The 17,651-nt window shown below is 59.8% G+C and carries 17 protein-coding genes; 5 read left to right on the top strand and 12 right to left on the bottom strand.

Annotation, left to right across the window (positions count from 1 at the left end; genetic code table 11):
- Positions 1-40 precede the first annotated feature (40 nt).
- From ACZCWR_RS31260 to sdhC, 6 genes are all read right to left on the bottom strand, one after another.
- Complete coding sequence (locus ACZCWR_RS31260; RefSeq protein WP_487306554.1) at positions 41-787, bottom strand: glucose 1-dehydrogenase; 747 nt, start codon at positions 785-787, stop codon at positions 41-43.
- A 221-nt stretch (positions 788-1,008) separates the two neighbouring features.
- Positions 1,009-1,290: an FAD assembly factor SdhE gene (locus tag ACZCWR_RS31255; protein WP_487306553.1), complete on the bottom strand. Its 282-nt coding sequence runs from the start codon at positions 1,288-1,290 to the stop codon at positions 1,009-1,011.
- Positions 1,291-1,292: 2 nt separating this feature from the next.
- Positions 1,293-1,997 carry a succinate dehydrogenase iron-sulfur subunit gene (locus tag ACZCWR_RS31250; RefSeq protein WP_031362534.1) on the bottom strand — a complete coding sequence of 235 codons (705 nt, stop codon included), beginning with the start codon at positions 1,995-1,997 and terminating at the stop codon, positions 1,293-1,295.
- Between the two features lie 19 nt (positions 1,998-2,016).
- Entirely contained in the window at positions 2,017-3,792 is a 1,776-nt protein-coding gene (gene sdhA, locus ACZCWR_RS31245; RefSeq protein WP_487306552.1) for a succinate dehydrogenase flavoprotein subunit, read from the bottom strand.
- A 4-nt stretch (positions 3,793-3,796) separates the two neighbouring features.
- The gene (gene sdhD / locus ACZCWR_RS31240) at positions 3,797-4,165 is read right to left on the bottom strand and encodes a succinate dehydrogenase, hydrophobic membrane anchor protein (RefSeq protein ID WP_487304126.1); all 369 of its coding nucleotides are present in this window, start codon (positions 4,163-4,165) and stop codon (positions 3,797-3,799) included.
- A 4-nt stretch (positions 4,166-4,169) separates the two neighbouring features.
- Positions 4,170-4,580, bottom strand: a complete 411-nt coding sequence (gene sdhC / locus ACZCWR_RS31235; protein ID WP_487306551.1) for a succinate dehydrogenase, cytochrome b556 subunit — start codon at positions 4,578-4,580, stop codon at positions 4,170-4,172.
- A gap of 195 nt (positions 4,581-4,775) precedes the next feature.
- Here sdhC and ACZCWR_RS31230 point away from each other — a divergent pair, with 195 nt between their 5' ends.
- Positions 4,776-5,672, top strand: coding sequence for a LysR family transcriptional regulator (locus ACZCWR_RS31230; RefSeq protein WP_487306550.1), 897 nt, complete (start codon positions 4,776-4,778; stop codon positions 5,670-5,672).
- A gap of 870 nt (positions 5,673-6,542) precedes the next feature.
- On the opposite strand, the gene ACZCWR_RS31225 is transcribed toward ACZCWR_RS31230, so the two are convergent.
- From ACZCWR_RS31225 to ACZCWR_RS31215, 3 genes are all read right to left on the bottom strand, one after another.
- Positions 6,543-7,310 (bottom strand): SDR family oxidoreductase, encoded by a 768-nt coding sequence (locus tag ACZCWR_RS31225; RefSeq protein ID WP_487306549.1) that lies wholly within the window; start codon positions 7,308-7,310, stop codon positions 6,543-6,545.
- 71 nt (positions 7,311-7,381) lie between these two features.
- Entirely contained in the window at positions 7,382-9,022 is a 1,641-nt protein-coding gene (locus ACZCWR_RS31220; RefSeq protein WP_487306548.1) for a cobaltochelatase CobT-related protein, read from the bottom strand.
- Positions 9,019-10,221, bottom strand: a complete 1,203-nt coding sequence (locus tag ACZCWR_RS31215; protein ID WP_487306547.1) for an AAA family ATPase — start codon at positions 10,219-10,221, stop codon at positions 9,019-9,021. The genes ACZCWR_RS31220 and ACZCWR_RS31215 overlap by 4 nt, the downstream gene beginning before the upstream one ends.
- Before the next feature lie 90 nt (positions 10,222-10,311).
- Here ACZCWR_RS31215 and ACZCWR_RS31210 point away from each other — a divergent pair, with 90 nt between their 5' ends.
- Positions 10,312-11,382, top strand: a complete 1,071-nt coding sequence (locus tag ACZCWR_RS31210; protein ID WP_487306546.1) for an Ldh family oxidoreductase — start codon at positions 10,312-10,314, stop codon at positions 11,380-11,382.
- Positions 11,383-11,385: 3 nt separating this feature from the next.
- Here the strand turns inward: ACZCWR_RS31210 and ACZCWR_RS31205 are convergent, their stop codons facing one another.
- Positions 11,386-12,486, bottom strand: coding sequence for a nucleoside hydrolase (locus ACZCWR_RS31205; protein ID WP_487306545.1), 1,101 nt, complete (start codon positions 12,484-12,486; stop codon positions 11,386-11,388).
- Between the two features lie 494 nt (positions 12,487-12,980).
- Between ACZCWR_RS31205 and ACZCWR_RS31200 the strand changes: the two genes are divergently transcribed.
- The 3 genes from ACZCWR_RS31200 to ACZCWR_RS31190 all read left to right on the top strand — a co-directional run bounded on the left by ACZCWR_RS31200 (position 12,981) and on the right by ACZCWR_RS31190 (position 15,304).
- Positions 12,981-13,274 (top strand): flagellar transcriptional regulator FlhD, encoded by a 294-nt coding sequence (locus tag ACZCWR_RS31200; protein WP_487306544.1) that lies wholly within the window; start codon positions 12,981-12,983, stop codon positions 13,272-13,274.
- Between the two features lie 5 nt (positions 13,275-13,279).
- Positions 13,280-13,870 carry a flagellar transcriptional regulator FlhC gene (gene flhC, locus ACZCWR_RS31195; RefSeq protein WP_487306543.1) on the top strand — a complete coding sequence of 197 codons (591 nt, stop codon included), beginning with the start codon at positions 13,280-13,282 and terminating at the stop codon, positions 13,868-13,870.
- A 303-nt stretch (positions 13,871-14,173) separates the two neighbouring features.
- Positions 14,174-15,304, top strand: a complete 1,131-nt coding sequence (locus tag ACZCWR_RS31190; protein ID WP_487300626.1) for an IS481 family transposase — start codon at positions 14,174-14,176, stop codon at positions 15,302-15,304.
- A 786-nt stretch (positions 15,305-16,090) separates the two neighbouring features.
- On the opposite strand, the gene ACZCWR_RS31185 is transcribed toward ACZCWR_RS31190, so the two are convergent.
- Both ACZCWR_RS31185 and ACZCWR_RS31180 read right to left on the bottom strand, forming a co-directional pair.
- Positions 16,091-17,041, bottom strand: a complete 951-nt coding sequence (locus tag ACZCWR_RS31185) for a Dyp-type peroxidase (protein WP_487306824.1) — start codon at positions 17,039-17,041, stop codon at positions 16,091-16,093.
- A 76-nt stretch (positions 17,042-17,117) separates the two neighbouring features.
- On the bottom strand, positions 17,118-17,564 hold the full coding sequence (locus ACZCWR_RS31180) for a DMT family transporter (RefSeq protein ID WP_487306542.1): 447 nt from the start codon (positions 17,562-17,564) through the stop codon (positions 17,118-17,120).
- Positions 17,565-17,651 lie beyond the last annotated feature (87 nt).

Genomic DNA, 17,651 nt, shown 5'->3' with positions numbered 1-17,651 from the left:
GCCGCTAACCATGGAGACGCGTATAACGCTTTCGTGCTGCTTAACGCATGCCGCCTGCTGCATTGATTTGCTCACCGGTCACCCAGCGCGAATCATCCGATGCGAGGAATGCCGCGATGGTCGCGATATCTTCCGGTTCGCCCAGACGGCCGAGCGGCGTTTGCGCGAGCGCACCGTTCGCCAGATCCGATCCGACGATGCCCGCCGTATGCGTGCCTTCGGTAATGACCACGCCCGGATTGATCGAGTTCACGCGAATCTTGCGCGGGCCGAGTTCGCGTGCGAGCACGCCGGTGATGGCATCGACCGCGCCCTTCGTGCCGCTATAGACCGCGCTCGTGGCAGGCGTGATCGTCGTCACGAGCGAACTCACGTTGATGATGCTCGCGCCTTCCTTCAGATGCTTGACCGCAGCTTGCGTCGTCAGCAAAAGGCCCAGCACGTTGATGTTGAACTGCTTGTGGAAGTGCTCTTCGGTGATGTCTTCGATCGCGCCGAACTCATAGACGCCCGAGTTGTTCACGAGCACATCGAGGCGTCCATACGTTTCCACAGCGGCGTTGATGATGCCTTGCGCATCCGCTGCCTTCGACACATCGCCGCCTACCGCAATCGCGCGGCCATTCGCCTTCGTGATCTCCGCGACGACCTTGTCCGCGCCTTCCTTGCTGCTCGCATAATTGACGACGACAGCCGCGCCTTCCGCTGCAAGCGCCTTGGCAATCGCCGCGCCGATACCCTTCGATGCGCCCGTGACGACGGCGACTTTGTTCGCGAGTTTGCTCATGATGTGATCCTTGAAAGTTGAATTCGGTCGTGATGCCGGTCTCATCGAAACCAGCGCCTTCAGGGATCAAAATGTAGCCATCGCGCCCGTTGCGATAAAGAGGCGTCACACGAATTGACTGGCGGGATTTGACGAACAATCGCCCGGACCGCTGCGCAACGCGGCTGTCCGGGCGATGTTCAAAGAATGGGATGCGCGAAAAGATGCTTCGCGGCGGGGATTTAAGCGTTCCTTAACAAGTGGATCACGCGCACTACATCGGTTGTGGCCAACGCCCCTTCCGGCTCCTTCCGCGCGAGCAGCAGGTCCATCAGTTCGTTGTCGCTCAACTCCAGCAATTGCGTGAGCGCGCCGACATCGGCATCGCTCAGATCGTGTTCGTGGCGCGCGAAGAACCGCTCGAAGATCAGATCGTTTTCGAGCAGTCCGCGCCGCGCCCGCCAGCGCAATCGCGCGCGACGCGCCGGGTCGGACTGATGTGATGGTTCAGGCGAATCGTTCATCGTCAGACCGCGCGACGCACCATCAATTCCTTGATCTTGCCGATCGCCTTCGTCGGGTTCAGCCCCTTCGGGCAGACATCGACGCAGTTCATGATCGTGTGGCAACGGAACAGACGGTACGGATCTTCCAAGTTGTCCAGACGCTCACCCGTGGCTTCATCGCGACTATCGGCGATGAACCGATACGCCTGCAACAAGCCCGCCGGACCCACGAACTTGTCCGGGTTCCACCAGAAGCTCGGGCACGACGTCGAGCAACTCGCGCACAGAATGCACTCGTACAGACCGTCGAGTTCATCACGTTCTTCCGGCGTCTGCAGCCGTTCCTTCTCCGGCGGCGGCGTGTCGTTGATCAGATACGGCTTGATCGAATGATACTGATTAAAAAATTGCGTGAAGTCGCAGATCAAATCGCGCACGACTGGAAGACCCGGCAGCGGACGCAGCACGATCTTTTGCGGCAGATCGTTCATGTTCTGCAGGCACGCGAGCCCATTCTTGCCGTTGATGTTCATCGCGTCCGACCCGCACACGCCTTCACGGCACGAGCGGCGAAACGACAGCGTTTCATCGACCGACTTCAGCTTGAGCAATGCATCGAGCAGCATGCGTTCGTGCGAATCGATCTCGATCTCATACGTCTGCATGCGGGGCGCTGCGTCCTTGTCCGGATCGTAGCGATAGATTTCAAAGGTTCTCTTAGCCATTTCGTATTCCTCTCGCGCCTTAGAACGTGCGTGCCTTGGGCGGCACCGATTCGACCGTCAGCGGTTTCATCTGCACCGGCTTGTAGTCGAGGCGGTCGCCCTCGCTGAACCACAGCGTATGGCGCATCCAGTTCTCGTCATCGCGATGCTCGTAATCACTGTGCGCATGCGCACCCCGGCTTTCCTTGCGCGCTTCGGCGGAAATCATCGTCGCGCGCGCGACTTCGATCAGGTTCGCCAACTCCAGCGCTTCGACCTTCGCGGTGTTGAACACCTTCGATTTGTCTTTCAGATGCACGTGCTTCACGCGCTCGCTGAGTTCCTTGACCTTATCGACGCCTTCTTCCAGCAGCTTCGACGTACGGAACACGCCCGCATGCGCCTGCATCGTCGCGCGGATGTCGTTGGCAATGTTCTGCGTGTATTCGCCTGACGTGGAGCGTTCAAGCATCGCGAGGCGTTCGAGCGCGAAGTCGGCGGCATCGGCCGGCAGCGGCTTGTGCTCCTTCAGTTCCTTCGCATGCTTGATGATGTGATTGCCCGCCGCGCGCCCGAACACGACCAGATCAAGCAGCGAGTTCGTACCCAGACGATTCGCACCATGCACCGAGACGCACGAGCATTCGCCGACCGCATAGAAGCCGTTCACCGGATCGCTGTAACCGTTGGCCGTACCGACCACCTGACCGTGCATATTCGTCGGTATGCCACCCATCTGATAGTGGATGGTCGGCACGACCGGAATCGGCTCCTTGATGCAATCGACATTCGCGAATTTAAGCGCAATCTCGCGAATCGACGGCAGGCGCTTCATGATCGTCTCCGCACCGATGTGCGACAGATCGAGCAAGACATGGTCCTTGTTCGGACCGACGCCGCGTCCTTCCTTGATTTCCTGATCCATCGAACGCGAGACGAAATCGCGCGGCGCCAAATCTTTGAGCGTCGGCGCGTAGCGCTCCATGAAGCGATCGCCATTCGAATTGCGCAGAATGCCGCCTTCACCGCGCACGCCTTCGGTAATCAGCACGCCTGCACCGGCGACACCCGTCGGGTGGAATTGCCAGAACTCCATGTCCTGCAACGCGATGCCGGAGCGCGCCGCCATGCCCAGCCCATCGCCCGTATTGATAAACGCATTCGTCGATGCCGCGAAGATACGTCCTGCACCGCCGGTGGCGAACAACGTCGTCTTGCCTTCGAGGATATGGACTTCGCCCGTTTCCATTTCGAGCGCGGTCACGCCCAGCACATCGCCTTCGGCGTCGCGGATCAGATCGAGCGCCATCCATTCGACGAAGAAATGCGTTTTAGCGGCCACGTTCTGCTGATACAGCGTGTGCAGCAAGGCGTGACCCGTACGGTCAGCCGCAGCACACGCGCGCTGCACCGGCTTCTCACCGTAATTCGCCGTATGCCCGCCGAACGGACGCTGATAGATCGTGCCATCGGGATTACGGTCGAACGGCATGCCCATGTGTTCGAGCTCATACACCGCGTTCGGCGCTTCGCGACACATGAATTCGATCGCATCCTGGTCACCGAGCCAGTCGGAGCCCTTGATCGTGTCGTAAAAATGGTAGTGCCAGTTGTCCTCGCTCATGTTGCCCAGCGACGCACCGATGCCGCCTTGCGCGGCCACCGTGTGCGAGCGCGTCGGAAACACCTTCGACAAAACCGCGACGGACAGGCCCGCGCGCGCCAGTTGCAGCGAGGCGCGCATGCCCGAGCCGCCCGCACCCACGATCACCACGTCGAAACGACGACGCGGCAAGGAAGTCTTGATTGCAGCCATGTTCTTACACTCTCCAGAGAATCTGTGCGGCGTAGCCGGCGCATCCCACGAGCCACAGGATGGTCAGCACTTGCAGGAAGAGGCGCACGCCCATGGGTTTCACGTAATCCATCCAGATATCGCGAATGCCTACCCACGCGTGATAGAACAGGCACAGCAAGGCTACGAAGGTGGCGAGCTTCATCCACTGCATCGAGAAGATGCCCGCCCAGCCTTCGTAGGAGAAAGCATGTGCGGCGAAGAACCAGAACAGCAGCACGAGCGTATAGACGGCCATGACCACGGCCGTGATGCGTTGCGCGAGCCAGTCGCGCAAACCATAGTGCGCGCCGACCACCAGGCGCTTGGGGCCGACTCTGTTGGGGGATGTCATGTTTTTAAAAGAGTCCAAAGAGTTTGAGGGCCATCGCAAGCGTCAATAGCAGCGACACGACGAGCACGATCAACGCGGTCTGCTTGCCGCCTTCCTTGTTCACCGCGACGTGCGTATCGAGCAAAAGAAAGCGAATGCCCGCGCAGAAGTGGTGCAGATAGGCCCACGACAACACCAGCGTCACGATCTTGATGAAGGGATTGGCCAGGAAGCCCTTGAACGCGTCGAAGCTCAGTTCGGACGTCAGGCTCTGATCGAGCAGATACAGAATGAAGGGCAGCGAGACGAACAACAACAAGCCACTCACCCGATGCAGGATCGAGACCTTGCCCGCGAGCGGCAGACGGTACTTCGATAATTGACCGATCCCGATGTTCCGGAATTCGGGCCGTGGTTTTTTTACGGCTTCAGCCATTGAGCAGACCCCTTCGTTTAAAGGACGTGTACGCGTTCCGAGGGGCTGCCTTGATTAGGCTCTGAAAGCCTTGAAAGCTTCGGGCAGCGATGTATTGTGGGCGCCCGGACTGCGCGATGGCGCTATTTTGTCGCGCCTTCGATATACTGTCCAATATCTATCACGTCTTTCTGAAATACGTTTTATAGATATCGCATGGAACTGCGCCATATTCGTTACTTTCTCGCTGTCGCCGATGAGCGCAATGTCACGCGCGCGGCGGAAAGGCTGGGCATCGGCCAGCCGCCGCTCAGTCAGCAGATTCACGCGCTGGAAGACGAACTCGGCGTGCGGTTGTTTCGGCGCACGGGTCATGGCGTCGTATTGACGGAAGCGGGCGAGGCTTTCGCCGTGGATGCCAAGCGCATTCTTGCCGACACGCGTCTCGCCGTGGAAAAGGCGCAGAGCGCGGGGCGTGGTGAGATCGGACAACTGAATATCGGTTTTACCGGATCGGCGGCGTTCAATCCGGTCGTGTCCAAGCTGATTCGCTCTTACAGGCAGGCTTATCCGAACGTCACGCTCACGCTGGCGGAAGGCAATACGGCACAACTGCTGGCTTATCTCGATGACAATCGCGTCGATGTCGCATTCGTGCGGCTGGGCAGTCAGTCGCCGGTGGGCGTGCAGGTTCACTACATCGCCACGGAGCCGATGCGCGTCGTGCTGCCGGGCACGCATCGGCTGGCGAAGAAACGCAGGATCAATCTCGCGGATTTGGCGGAAGATCCTTTTGTTATGCTGCCGCGTGAAGCGAGTCCTACGCTGCATGATGTGATCGTCGGTGCTTGCCGGGATGCCGGTTTCGAGCCGGTGGCCGGGCAGCAGGCGCCGCAGTTATCGTCAGTGGTGAATCTGGTCGCGGCGGAATTTGGGGTTTCGCTGGTGCCTGCCTCGGTGTGTCAGATTCAGGTCGAAGGCGTGGTGTATCACGATGTATCGAGCAAGCCGATTTCGATTCGGCTTGCGTTGGCTTCGCGTATCGAGACTACTTCGGCTAAGGCCGCGAATTTTCTTGATGCTGCGAGGCCTTTTATTTCTTCGATGCAATAGGAAGCTTGCGTTTTTAGGGTGGGCAGTAGCAGTTGATCTGTTTGGTTTTGTTGTTTTTTCGTGGAAGGGGCTGCTCTTGGTTGTGTCTTTATTGCAGTAGCCGCCTCCCCGGCGGGGGGGTAACTTTCTTTGCTGCTGCAAAGAAAGTCACCAAAGAAAGCAGCTTTTTACCCCATGCACGATGGCGGGAGAGGGTGGTCTGGATTAACGATACAGTGGCCGCAATAGGACTATCCACGCATCACAAGCCGCTTAGGCAACCTGGCGATTGCGCGCTCGATTTCTATTAGCTTAGTGGCCCGCATTCATGCTTTCGGCCATGCGCTTCGCGCGCCGAGAATGTAAGAACGGAATCCCGCAGCGTATCAGCGCCCAGCCACATCACACCGCATCGCACCTCTCCCATTCGGCCCAACCTTGGTAAGCGCTTCTGGGCAAAGCTCGCACACCAACGCAAGTCACCTTTTGTCGGAGCACTAACCAAGGTAGGACCGAATAGCAATCTTGCGGAGAGGTGTGAGGTGGCTGGGCTCTTATAGGCTGCGGGATTCCGTTCTTACGCTCTCGGCGCGCGTAGCGCATGGCCGAAACAATGAATGCGGTCCACTAAGCGTTAGTGATTCGAGCGCGTAATCGCTAGGTTGCCAATGCACCGAACCAACCGAGGGAAGTCCGATTGCGGCCACTGCATCCGTTAATCCAGACCAACCCTCTCCAGCCATCGTGCATGGGGTAAAAAGCTGCTTTCTTTGGTGACTTTCTTTGCAGCAGCAAAGAAAGTTACCCCCCCGCCGGGGAGGCGGCTACTGAATAAACAGCACAAAAACGAGAGACGCTTCGCACGACAAAAGACAAAAAAGCCAAAAAAATCTAAAGCACCGCAAGCCACCCCCCATCGACATAAATAATCTGCCCATTCACATAACTCGACGCATCCGATGCAAGAAACACCGCCGCGCCCACGAGTTCCTCAGGCTTCCCCCAACGCTTCGAAGGATTGCTGCTCTTGACCCACGCATCGAAGCTCTCGTTCTCGACAAGCGGTTTGTTCATATCCGTGAGAATGTACCCAGGCCCGATTGCATTCGCCTGAATATCAAACGCGCCCCACTCGGCGCTCATAGCACGCGTGAGCATCTTGATTCCGCCCTTCGCAGCCGTATAAGGCGCAACAGTCGCGCGCGCCCCTTCGCTGGTGAGCGAACCGATGTTGATGATCTTGCCTCCCCGCCCGCGGGCAATCATGCGCCGCGCCGCCTCTTTCGCCACGATGAACGCGCTCGTGAGGTTCGTATCGATCACGCGCTGCCAGTCTTCCAGCGCCAGTTCGACGAGCGGCTTGCGAAACTGGATGCCCGCATTGTTCACGAGAATGTCGATCTGCACGCCTTCCGCATCCCAAGCTTCGAACGCAGCGGCAACGGCGGCTTCATCGGTGACATCGAAGGCGCGTCCGCGCACATCGAAGCCATGCGATTGCAGACTCAGCACGGCGACATCGACGGTATCCGCGCGCGTGCCGTTCACGATCACGCGCGCGCCCGCTTGTGCGAGTCCACGCGCGAGCGCAAGTCCGATGCTGCGTGCCGAACCGGTGACGAGCGCCGTGCGGCCGCTCAGATCGAACAACGTGGTCATGCGTGATTCCTCATGGGAGAAACTCGGTATGTTCGATGATGATACGTGGGATGGGTGACGATTCAACGCGATCAAAATTGCGTCTGAAGCAGCGCCTTGGCGAGTACATCGAAGGCTTGTGCGGGGAGTTCATGGAGCGCGCGCACGACGATACTCGTCGGATAAAACTGCTCCACCGCATCGTCGAGAATGCCCACGCCGATCAGTTCGATGCCCGCCTGCGTGATCTCGCGCACGCGTTCGTGCAGATCGTTGCGCAACACGACGGGATGACCGTCGCCGGTAGCGGGAAAGCCATCGGACAACACCATCAGGATGCGTCGTGCCGCGCGTTGGCGCATGAGGCGGTCAGCCGCCCATGCGAGCGCTTCGCCATCGGGGTTTTCGTGACCACATTGGATCGCGGCCAAGCCTTCCAGCGCCGCCGAATCGAAGCGTTTATACACGACAAAATCCAGCCGTTCGACAAAGCGATTGAAGCGATGCAGCGCGGTCTGATCCGCGAGCGCAGCATCGTAAAGCGCGCGCATTTCAGGCGATTCGACCGAGCTATAGCCCAGCACTTCGCAAGGAAAGGATAACTGAGCAAGCGCATCCGCTAGCGCGGTCGCGCACAGTCGTGCCAGTTCGATCTTCTTGCCCGCCATCGACCCGCTGCGATCGATCAAGATCGTCACCGCCGTGTCGCGTCCCTTCGCGGTGCGCTTCACGCGAAACGGCGTGCGATAACCGGGCGAAATCGCGAGCCGCACGAGCGCCTGACGGTCCAGCGTGCCGCGTTCCTGTTCGCGTAGCCAGTGCGTTTGTTCATCCGCGCGCAGCGCGCGTTCGAGGCGCGTTTTCAGCGGCGCGGTTTCGTCGCGGGCGAGTGCGCGCAGATTGCGCCAGACAATGGCATCGCCCTTCGCGGTCATGTCGGTGACGAGATCGAACGCGGTGGTGAACGGCTCGGAGCGCAGCGGACGGCCCGCCTCATCGGTGGCGAACGCGCCTGCGTCAGTGGCATCGGCATTTGCTTCGGACTCCGACGATGAATGATCGTGCGCCGCGGTGACGTCTTCATCGAAATCACTGGTGACGGTTTCCGCGTCGAGCGCTTCATCGGCGTCGGCGGTGAACATCATCGTGTTGGCACCATCCGATGCCAGCGCGCGCACATGCGCGATCAAAGCACGCGATGCCGCCACGCTTTCTGCCGTGCTGCGCGAACGCCGCGCCGCGTCGATCAGCGTCTCACATGCATGCAAGGTAGCAACAAGCGATTCATGAAGCTCGATACGCGAAGGCGCTTCATCCCATAACGCGCGTTCGATCAGCCACAGCAGCTTGTCGCGCCATGCAAGCCCTTGCCAGCGATGCGCGATGTCATCGCTCGCATCTTCACGCCATCGCGCGATATAGCGGCGTGCACCGGCATAACGCGCGATAAGCAAACCGCATGTGCGACGATCATCGATGGCCTGCGCGAGTCGCCGTTCGATAGGCGCGGCGATATGCTCGATCATGCTTGAATCGCCATGTTTCGCGCGTGCTGCAAGTAAGTCGAGATGACCGGTGAGCAAATCATCATCAGCATGATCGAGTTCGGGCAACACGATACGATGCGGCTCGATACGCGGACCGTCCGCGCTCATCGTCACTTCCATGCGCGGCTCGCCGGTCAGCACGCGCGCGAGCCGCGTGAGCATCAGGTCGGAGCGTGGCGCGTTCATGCGTCGAGTTCGATGTGATGACGGATGATGCTGCGGATCAACGCGGCATCGTCGGCGCTGACTTTGGCGTAGATCGCGGGACCGGCGGCGCGTTCGGGATCGCCATGACGCAGCATGAGTTCGGTCCAGTCGATCAGGCGGCGCGTGGAAAATGCACTGGCAAGATCCTCGCGAATGAACGCGGCGCGGCATTCCGCAGCGATGGCCGCGAGCGTATGCGCGAGTGCTTCGTCGAGGCGCGGCGCGAAGGTTCGCATCAACACTTCGGCTTCCTCGGCGGGCGGCAGATAGTCCATCAGATACACGCGCCAGCGGTCTAGAAACGCTTCGTTCAGCAGATTTGCGCCTTGATACAGATGCCGATAGACGCTCATCGCGCCCGCCGCGTTTGCCGTTGCGAACAAACGGAACGCGGGATGCGGCGTCACCACTTCATCGCCCTTTTCCTTTAACAGCAAACGCCCTTGCGGTTCGAGCACGGCCGTTAGTACCGCGAGAATGGCCGGCTCCGCGAAGTCGATTTCGTCGATGACGAGCCAATGCCCCGCGCGCATCGCGATGGGCAACACGCCATCGACCCATTTCGTTTCGCCGCCCTGCACGGTCCAGAAGCCGACGAAATCGCCGACGGTCGTCTGACCGTTCATGTTCGAGCGCAACACGCCATGCTCCGCGCGTGCGGCGATCTGCTCGATGAGACTCGTCTTGCCCGCGCCCGTGTGGCCGATCAACATCACGCGCTTGTTTTCGGCGATGTCGTGCAGCACGTCGCTGGCGCGCGCGGTGAAAAGATACGCAGGGTTGATCGTGGGCACGAGCGGGCCGCCTGCGCCGCGTGGAATCGCCACATCGGCGAGCGTGACCGAGGTTTCATCCACGTTGCGCGAAGGTTGCGCGTTGACCGCATCACGCAGACGCGCCATGAAATCCGCGCGATGCGGCGGCGTGTGCGAAGGTGTTTCGTCACACCGCACGAAGCCTTCGCGATGCCACTTCTGCAACTTCGCGCGCAGGTTGTCGAGATCGACCACGGTGTCGATATTCACACGCCCTTGCGCGCCACGATGCTCGATGCGATACATGCGCTCACGCTCGGACGCACTCACGCGCCACCATTCCGTGGCCGCGCCCGGCGGGCGTTCGTAGGTGCCGAGAAGCGGGTCGGGCGTTGTTTGAAACTCGATCGAGGATGCGCTCATGTTCGCGGGCCGAAAACGTGCAAGGACGTCGAAAGCTGAAACTGATACTGATGGTGAAGACTCGATGTTAGCCGAATGGAGGTTACGCCCATGACCAATGCTGCCCAACGCCACCGCGTGAACCCCGACGCGCTGCGCTCGTTTATCGCTTCGGTGTACGTCACCGCAGGCGCGAACAACGAAAACGCCAACATCGCCGCCGACGCGATGGTCCAGGCCGACCTCTGGGGTCATCAATCGCACGGCGTGCTGCGTCTGAACTGGTACTACGCGCGCTTACGTTCCGGCGCAATGCAGGCGCAAGCCGAGCCCACTTTTCCCGTCGATGCAGGCGCGATCGCCGTGATGGACGGCCACGACGGCATCGGTCCCGTGATCGCGAAACATGCCGCGCTCGATGCGATCCGCCGCGCGAAGGCACATGGCATCGGCGCGGTGTCGGTGCGCAATTCGAATCACTTCGGCACCTGCATGTACTTCACGCGCATGGCGGCGGAGCGCGGCTGCATCATGTTGTGCATGACGAATGGCGGACCGAACATGGCGCCTTATGGCGGTCTCAGGAAAATGATCGGCACGAATCCGTGGTCGGTCGCCGCGCCCGCCGGACGTCATGCGCCGATGATCATGGATGTTGCGAATTCCGGCGTCGCACGTGGCAAGATTTTTCTCGCGCAAATGCGCCGCGAGCCGATTCCGTCGAACTGGGCCATCGATTCGCAAGGCCGGCCAACGACCGATCCCGTCGAAGCGCTCAAGGGTTTCATCTTGCCGATGGCGGAACACAAAGGCTATGCCATCGGCACGATGGTCGATGTGCTCTCGGGCGTGCTGTCGGGCAGCGGCTTTCTTGAAGACGTCCACGGTCCCTACGATCCGGTGAACCGCAGCCGCGCGGGGCATCTCATGATCGCGCTGAATATCGAAGCGTTTCAGCCGCTCGATGCCTTCAACGCGCGCATGGAGCGCTATGTCGAAGCGTTGAAATCCGCGCCGCGCGCGCAGGGCGTCGAGGAAATTTTCTATCCCGGCGAGAAAGAAGCGCGCGCTCACGAACAACAAACGAAGGACGGCTTGCTGCTGCCTGCGGACACCATCGCCGGTCTCGACGATGTCGCCGCGCAAGCCGGCGTCGCACAAGTTGCGCGCGACGCCGAATGAGCCTCAGTGGAACACCACCGGCACAGGAGCCGTGAGCAACCCAACATACAACTGAAAAAAGCGCGCATTGTCGAACGCCGTGACATAAGTGATCTTCTGCGGCGACGCTCCCACTTGCGGCATGTCCGGATACACGCGTACATGCCCCTGATCCTCGCCCGGCGTCGTGTCGATGTCGAGATACGCGCTTTGCGTCGCGGTCGCGAAGGTCGGATCGATGAAGGTCGCGATGGTCAGCGTATCGAACAAATAGGTGTTCGATGCAAACGCGCCCGCATTCGCAATGGCATACGCGCGCGTCACGGCCGTCTGCCCGGTCGGCGGATTGACGATCTGGTTATAAACGGTCTCGGTGAGCGGCACGGTGTTCGTCACATCGAGCGGAATCACCTTCTGCGGAATCGTCGTTTGCAGGAGCGTGCGCACAGCGGTCGGATCGAACCACCAGTTCAGTTCGCCCACGGCGTTGGCATTGCCGGGCACGTTCATCGCGCCGCCCATGTAGATGATCTGCTTGATGAGCGGCACGATTTCCGGCGCCATCCGCACGGCTGTCGCGAGGTTCGTCGGCGGCCCGACTTCGAGAATGGTCACCTCGTGCGGATAGCGCTTCACACTGTCGATGATGAAGTTCGCCGCGCTTTCCGCCTGAAGCTGCGTCGATGTCGCGAAGCCATCGGACGGCGGCGTGAGTTGCGACTGGCTGGTCGGCTCGGGCCGCATCCACGCGCCGAAGTAGCCGTTCGGATTAGCCGCCATTTGCTCGCGGATGCTGGTGAGATCGAATTGCAGCGGCAGATTCGCGCCGCCGTACACGCCGACCTTGTTCTGCACGCCCATGCGCTCGACGGCCTTGAGCGCTTCCGCTTCTTCCTGAAGCAGCCAGTCGTTGCCGGTCACCACGCACAGCCCGAGCAGATCGACGATACCGTGACCCATCAGTTGCGTGGTCATGGCGAAAAGCTGGCCGTCGTCGCCCATCGTGTTGAAGTCCGAATCGATGATGACTTTCGGGCCGTTGCCGGTCACGTGCGGATCGTCCGAGGAGCCGCAACCCGCGACGGCCATCGCCGCCAATAGGAACAGCATTGCTCGCATACGCATGACGTGTCTCCTGATTCGGTTTTGTAATGAATGCGCCCGCGTGGCAAGGCGCTTTTCATTTTAGGACGTGTTTCAGAAGTCAGCGGAATGCACGAAATCGGCAACGGACGGTAAATCTGTTGCTTGGTTACATCAGTCAAAAGAAATTTTTGCGGTAATTGTTGCTGAAACGACGTTCTGGCAAGGATTTCGATCCGTTCCCTAATTTCTCAAAGCGTCAGGAAAATTTACATCGTTGCGCGCGGAGCAGCCTGCGATAAGCCCCTCATCCGGTGTCATGAGGTAACTTCATTTCGTATGAGCACGTTTTCGCGTGATTCATTCTTTCTCGCGCAGTGGATTGCGCAGACAAAAGAGCACGACCGCAAAGGTTTGCCTCTGTAACATTGTGTTGCACGCGGGTCGGTTCTTCAGCACAATCAGGCTGTGTTCGGAAACGGCGACGTTGTTTCGGGACACCACCCGGTCAATGTTACCTTTTTCGGTATTTCACCATGACGCGCGACATCCAGACTCTCGATTCGATCCGTGAATTGAACCTGTCGTACCTGCTGCTGGCGCAGCGTCTTCTGACCGAAGAAGGCGAAGCGGCACAAGCCCGTCTCGGTCTTTCCGCCGAAACCGCGCAAACGTTGGCCGCGCTCTCGCCCGCCCAGACGGTCAAGCTGGCGTCCGGCTCGCAAGTATTGTGCTTCTTCCGCCTCGGCGGCGATGCCCTGCTCCAAGGTCTGGCCGCGCTCACGCAACGCGCGCCGGTTGTTGCGAACGAATCCCTTCTGGTGGCCTGACCGACATGACGACGACCACGACCGCCACGAAAAGCCTGGCCGACGACGCGAATCAAGTGCTGCGCGCCGTCACGCTGATTCGCCTCGGCGCGCGCATGCAGGTGCTCGAATCCGAATTTCCGAAGCTCTCGCGCGACCGACTCATCCGTTTGTATCGTGAAGTGAAGGGTGCATCGCCGCCCAAGGGCATGCTGCCGTTCTCGGCGGACTGGTATCTGACGTGGGCGCCGAATATCCATGCATCGATGTTCGCCAATGTGTATGCGTTTCTCGAAGCCAACAGCCGTGAGCTGGATCGCGTCGATTTGCTGAGCCGTGCTTATGGGCTTTATGCCGAGCACTTCGAGATGCAAGGCGAAGCGCTGCAAATGGACCTGACGCGCGCCTGGACGATGGTTCGCTTCAAGGAAGCGGGCATGTTGCATCTCGTCGGTTGCAAGCGTTGCCGCGGGAAGTTCGTGGCGCATGCGCAGGACAACAACCATGGCATGGTTTGCGGTATTTGCCAGCCGCCGTCGCGGGCTGGTAAGACTAAGGCTGCTAAGGCTGCGCAGCAGGATGCGTTGGCGTTGGCGTTGCAGGCGCAAGCTGCCTGAGGTTTTTCTGCTTACGAAGCATCCCCGTTGCCGCCGTTCTGGCGGCTTTCTTTTTTCTATTCGATGGTGGTGTGGGAGATTGACAGTTAGTCGCTTATTTGTAGGCTGCTTTTAACTGTTGTTGGGTGGGATCTTGTTGTTCTGTCGTGCAAGGGGCTTCTCGTTTTTGGGCTGTTTATTCAGTAGCCGCCTCCCCGGCGGGGGGGTAACTTTCTTTGCTGCTGTGTATAGACGGGAGACATCGCTGACAAACGTACGAGGACATGGTTGACACTTTCGGGTACTGAAACCCCGGTGCCGACCATGACTTGGAACATAAAAGACACGATGAGCCTGCGACAAGAATTCGTTCATTTGGCCACTCAACACACCCTCACGATGACGGAGTTGTGCGAGCGCTTCAACATCAGCCGGCAGACCGGCTACAAATGGCTCAAGCGGGGCGAACAGGCGCTGGCCGATCGCTCGCGCCGTCCCGCCAGCAGTCCTTCGAAGAGTTCTGAGGCTATCGAGCAGGAAGTGGTTCGACTGCGTCTGGCCCATCCGTGCTGGGGCGGACGCAAAATCAGCCGACGCCTTCAGGATCTGGGCTTTGAAGGGGTGCCGCACCCCAGCACCGTGACTTCGATCCTGCATCGGCACCAACTCATCCTGCCGGCCGAGTCGGCGCGGAGCGAGCCCTGGAAGCGCTTTGAGCACGCGCAGCCCAACGCGCTCTGGCAGATGGATTTCAAGGGACACTTCGAGACGCTGGACAAGCAGCGCTGCAGTCCGCTGACCGTGCTCGATGACCATTCGCGCTTCAATATCCTGCTGCGTGCCTGTGGCCCGACCGACACCGCAGCCGTGCAGGCGGGGCTGTGCGAGGCGTTCGCACGGTATGGCTTGCCTGCGCGCATCAACACCGACAATGGTGCGCCGTGGGGCTCGCCCAGCAGTCCGGGGCAACTCACCGAACTGGCGGTGTGGCTGATCCGGCTGGACATCGGCATCAGCTACAGCCGGCCCTATCACCCGCAGACCAATGGCAAGGAGGAACGGTTTCACCGCACCCTGAAGGCCGAAGTCCTGAACGGGCGATGCTATGAGAACCTGGAGCGCGTGCAGACGGTGTTTGAGCGCTGGCGCATCGTCTATAACTGCGAGCGGCCGCACGAGGCAATCGGCATGGCCACCCCCGAGAGCCGTTATCGGGCAAGCTCGCGCGCGTATCCCTCCGTCCTGCCGGAGATCGAGTACAGCCCGGACGACGTGGTGATGAAGGTCAGATCGGGTGGGCGCGTGGACTTCGAAGGACGACGCATCAAGCTATCCAACGCGCTTTATGGGCTGCCGGTTGCGGCTCGTGCAAAGCCGGGTGAAGACGGGGTATTTGACGTCTGGTTTGCCCATCATCGGATCATGACACTTGACCTGAGGAGCGAAAAAGCCTGACCATAAAACTGTCAACGATGTCCTCGTACATCTGTCAACCATGTCTCCGGTCTATACACTGCTGCAAAGAAAGTCACCAAAGAAAGCAGCTTTTTACCCCATGCTCGATGGCTGGAGAGGGTTGGTCTGGATTAACGATACAGTGGCCGCAATAGGACTTTCCGCGCGTAACGAGCCGCTTAGGCAACCTGGCGATTGCGCGCTCGAATCCTTTAGCTCTAGTGGTCCGCATTCATTCCTTCGGCCATGCGCTTCGCGCGCCGAGAACTTTAGAACGGAACCCCGCAGCGTATCAGCGCCCAGTCACATCACACCGCATCGCACCTCTCCCATTGGGCCCTACCTTGATAAGCGCTTCTGGGCAAAGCGCGCACACCAACGCAAGTCATCTTTTAGTCGGAGCACTAACCAAGGTAGGGCCGAATAGCAATCTTGCGGAGAAGTTTGATGTGGCTGGGCGCTGATAGGCTGCGGGATTCCGTTCTTAAGCTCTCGGCGCGCAAAGCGCATGGCCGAATGAATGAGCCCGGTCCACTAAGCGTTGTTTATTTGAGCGCGCAATCGCGAGGTTGCCTAAGCGGCTTGTTAGACGTGGAAGGCCCTATTGCGGCCACTGTATCGTTAATCCAGACCAACCCTCTCCAGCCATCGTGCATGGGGTAAAAAGCTGCTTTCTTTGGTGACTTTCTTTGCAGCAGCAAAGAAAGTTACCCCCCCGCCGGGGAGGCGGCTACTGCAATAAAGACACAACCAAGAGCAGCCCCTTCCACGACAAATACAACCTATCTAACCCACCTCACGATCCCCCAATCCCTCAAGCAACTCCGCCGAAGGCACAAAAAACAACCCCCCCGTCACCGCCCGGCTATAGTCCAACAGCCGATCGTAATTCCCCGGCGGCCGCCCAATAAACATGTTATCCATCATCTGCTCGATGGGCTTCGGCGCACGCGCATAGCCGATAAAATACGTCCCGAACTCACTCGACCCCGGCCGCCCGAACGCCATGTTGTGACGCAGTATCTTCACCTCCTCGCCGTTTTCATCGAGCGTGGTGAGCGAACTGTGCGAGCGCGACGGCTTGACCGATGCATCAAGCTCGATATCCGTCAGCTTCTTGCGCCCGATGATCAACTCCTGCTGTTCGACCGGCAGCGCATTCCACGCCTTCAGGTCATGCAGATACTTCTGCACGACCACATAACTGCCGCCTGCGAAGTCCTTATCCTCGTCGCCGATCATGGTGAACGAAACCGCCTCGCGCCCCGCCGGATTCTCCGTGCCATCGACGAAACCCACCATGTCGCGCAGATCGAAGTAACGGAAGCCGTGCACTTCATCGACAACCGTCACCGCGCCGCCGAGGCGCTCCAACATCTGCGAGGCAAGCTCGAAACACAGGTCCATGTGATCCGCACGGATATGCATGAGGATATCGCCCGGCGTGCGCACGGCGTGCCGCGTCTCCGCCTTGACTTCCTTGAACGGATGCAGCGACGCCGGACGCGGCGCGCCGAACAACCGGTCCCAGACATCCGAGCCGAAACCGCACACGCACGAAAGATTGGCGGCAGGCGCGCGCGTGCCGACCGCGCGCACGTAGGCGGCGATGTCGCCGCACCAGTCGCGCACGGCATCGGCGTGCGCTTTGTCCGGTCCGACCGTGGCGACGAGAAAGATCGCGCTGCGCGTGATGCCGCGGCAGACGCCTTGCGAGTCCGGCAGTTCTTCTGACATGGTGGGAAATGGCGCGTCGTTGTGAGTCACATCAGAATACCTTCGACGCGCCGATTTCGCCGACAGGCTGCAACGCTCAGAAGATCGCGATCAACAGGACGCCTGCAATCGCCAGCGTCGCGCCGAGCAATCGCAGCGGGCTCGCCGTGCGCACTTCGAAGCCCAGCCAGCCGAAATGATCGAGCATCACCGAAGTCACGACCGCCGAGATCACGACGATGGTCGTGAACGTCGCCGAGCCGAGCTTGCGTGTGACGAGCAACGAGCACATCAAAAAGATCGCATTGCAGATGCCGCCCGCATACGCCCACCACGGCACCTGCCCGAGCCGCGAAATCGCAGGCTTGAGTCCGAAGCCGAGAAACGGCACGCACAGCAAGAGGCACACGGAACCGATCAGATACACGATGAACGCCGCGACGATCGGCTCTTGCAACGGCTTGAGCATCGCCGAGTTGCCGGCCGACTGAATCGGATTGGAAATGCCCGCGAGAATCGCGAAGCCCGCTAAGAGCCAATGCATGATTCGCCGCCCTCCAATGTTCCCCGCGCTTCCGGCCCAACCTGACCGGACGATGGCACGCCTGACATGTTGCCGCTCCCTTGCGTT

The organism is Caballeronia sp. A2-2, from assembly GCF_057612605.2.
This window is presented reverse-complemented; position numbering and strand designations above follow the sequence as displayed.

Bases quoted from the DNA above. Each gene is read 5' to 3' on its own strand.
- ACZCWR_RS31260 (WP_487306554.1), bottom strand. From the start codon at position 787: ATGAGCAAACTCGCGAACAAAGTCGCCGTCGTCACGGGCGCATCGAAG.
- ACZCWR_RS31200 (WP_487306544.1), top strand. From the start codon at position 12,981: ATGACGCGCGACATCCAGACTCTCGATTCGATCCGTGAATTGAACCTG.
- ACZCWR_RS31190 (WP_487300626.1), top strand. From the start codon at position 14,174: ATGACTTGGAACATAAAAGACACGATGAGCCTGCGACAAGAATTCGTT.
- ACZCWR_RS31230 (WP_487306550.1), top strand. From the start codon at position 4,776: ATGGAACTGCGCCATATTCGTTACTTTCTCGCTGTCGCCGATGAGCGC.
- ACZCWR_RS31185 (WP_487306824.1), bottom strand. From the start codon at position 17,041: ATGTCAGAAGAACTGCCGGACTCGCAAGGCGTCTGCCGCGGCATCACG.
- ACZCWR_RS31225 (WP_487306549.1), bottom strand. From the start codon at position 7,310: ATGACCACGTTGTTCGATCTGAGCGGCCGCACGGCGCTCGTCACCGGT.
- sdhD (WP_487304126.1), bottom strand. From the start codon at position 4,165: ATGACATCCCCCAACAGAGTCGGCCCCAAGCGCCTGGTGGTCGGCGCG.
- flhC (WP_487306543.1), top strand. From the start codon at position 13,280: ATGACGACGACCACGACCGCCACGAAAAGCCTGGCCGACGACGCGAAT.
- sdhA (WP_487306552.1), bottom strand. From the start codon at position 3,792: ATGGCTGCAATCAAGACTTCCTTGCCGCGTCGTCGTTTCGACGTGGTG.
- sdhC (WP_487306551.1), bottom strand. From the start codon at position 4,580: ATGGCTGAAGCCGTAAAAAAACCACGGCCCGAATTCCGGAACATCGGG.
- ACZCWR_RS31205 (WP_487306545.1), bottom strand. From the start codon at position 12,486: ATGCGTATGCGAGCAATGCTGTTCCTATTGGCGGCGATGGCCGTCGCG.
- ACZCWR_RS31180 (WP_487306542.1), bottom strand. From the start codon at position 17,564: ATGCATTGGCTCTTAGCGGGCTTCGCGATTCTCGCGGGCATTTCCAAT.
- ACZCWR_RS31215 (WP_487306547.1), bottom strand. From the start codon at position 10,221: ATGAGCGCATCCTCGATCGAGTTTCAAACAACGCCCGACCCGCTTCTC.
- ACZCWR_RS31210 (WP_487306546.1), top strand. From the start codon at position 10,312: ATGACCAATGCTGCCCAACGCCACCGCGTGAACCCCGACGCGCTGCGC.
- ACZCWR_RS31255 (WP_487306553.1), bottom strand. From the start codon at position 1,290: ATGAACGATTCGCCTGAACCATCACATCAGTCCGACCCGGCGCGTCGC.
- ACZCWR_RS31220 (WP_487306548.1), bottom strand. From the start codon at position 9,022: ATGAACGCGCCACGCTCCGACCTGATGCTCACGCGGCTCGCGCGCGTG.
- ACZCWR_RS31250 (WP_031362534.1), bottom strand. From the start codon at position 1,997: ATGGCTAAGAGAACCTTTGAAATCTATCGCTACGATCCGGACAAGGAC.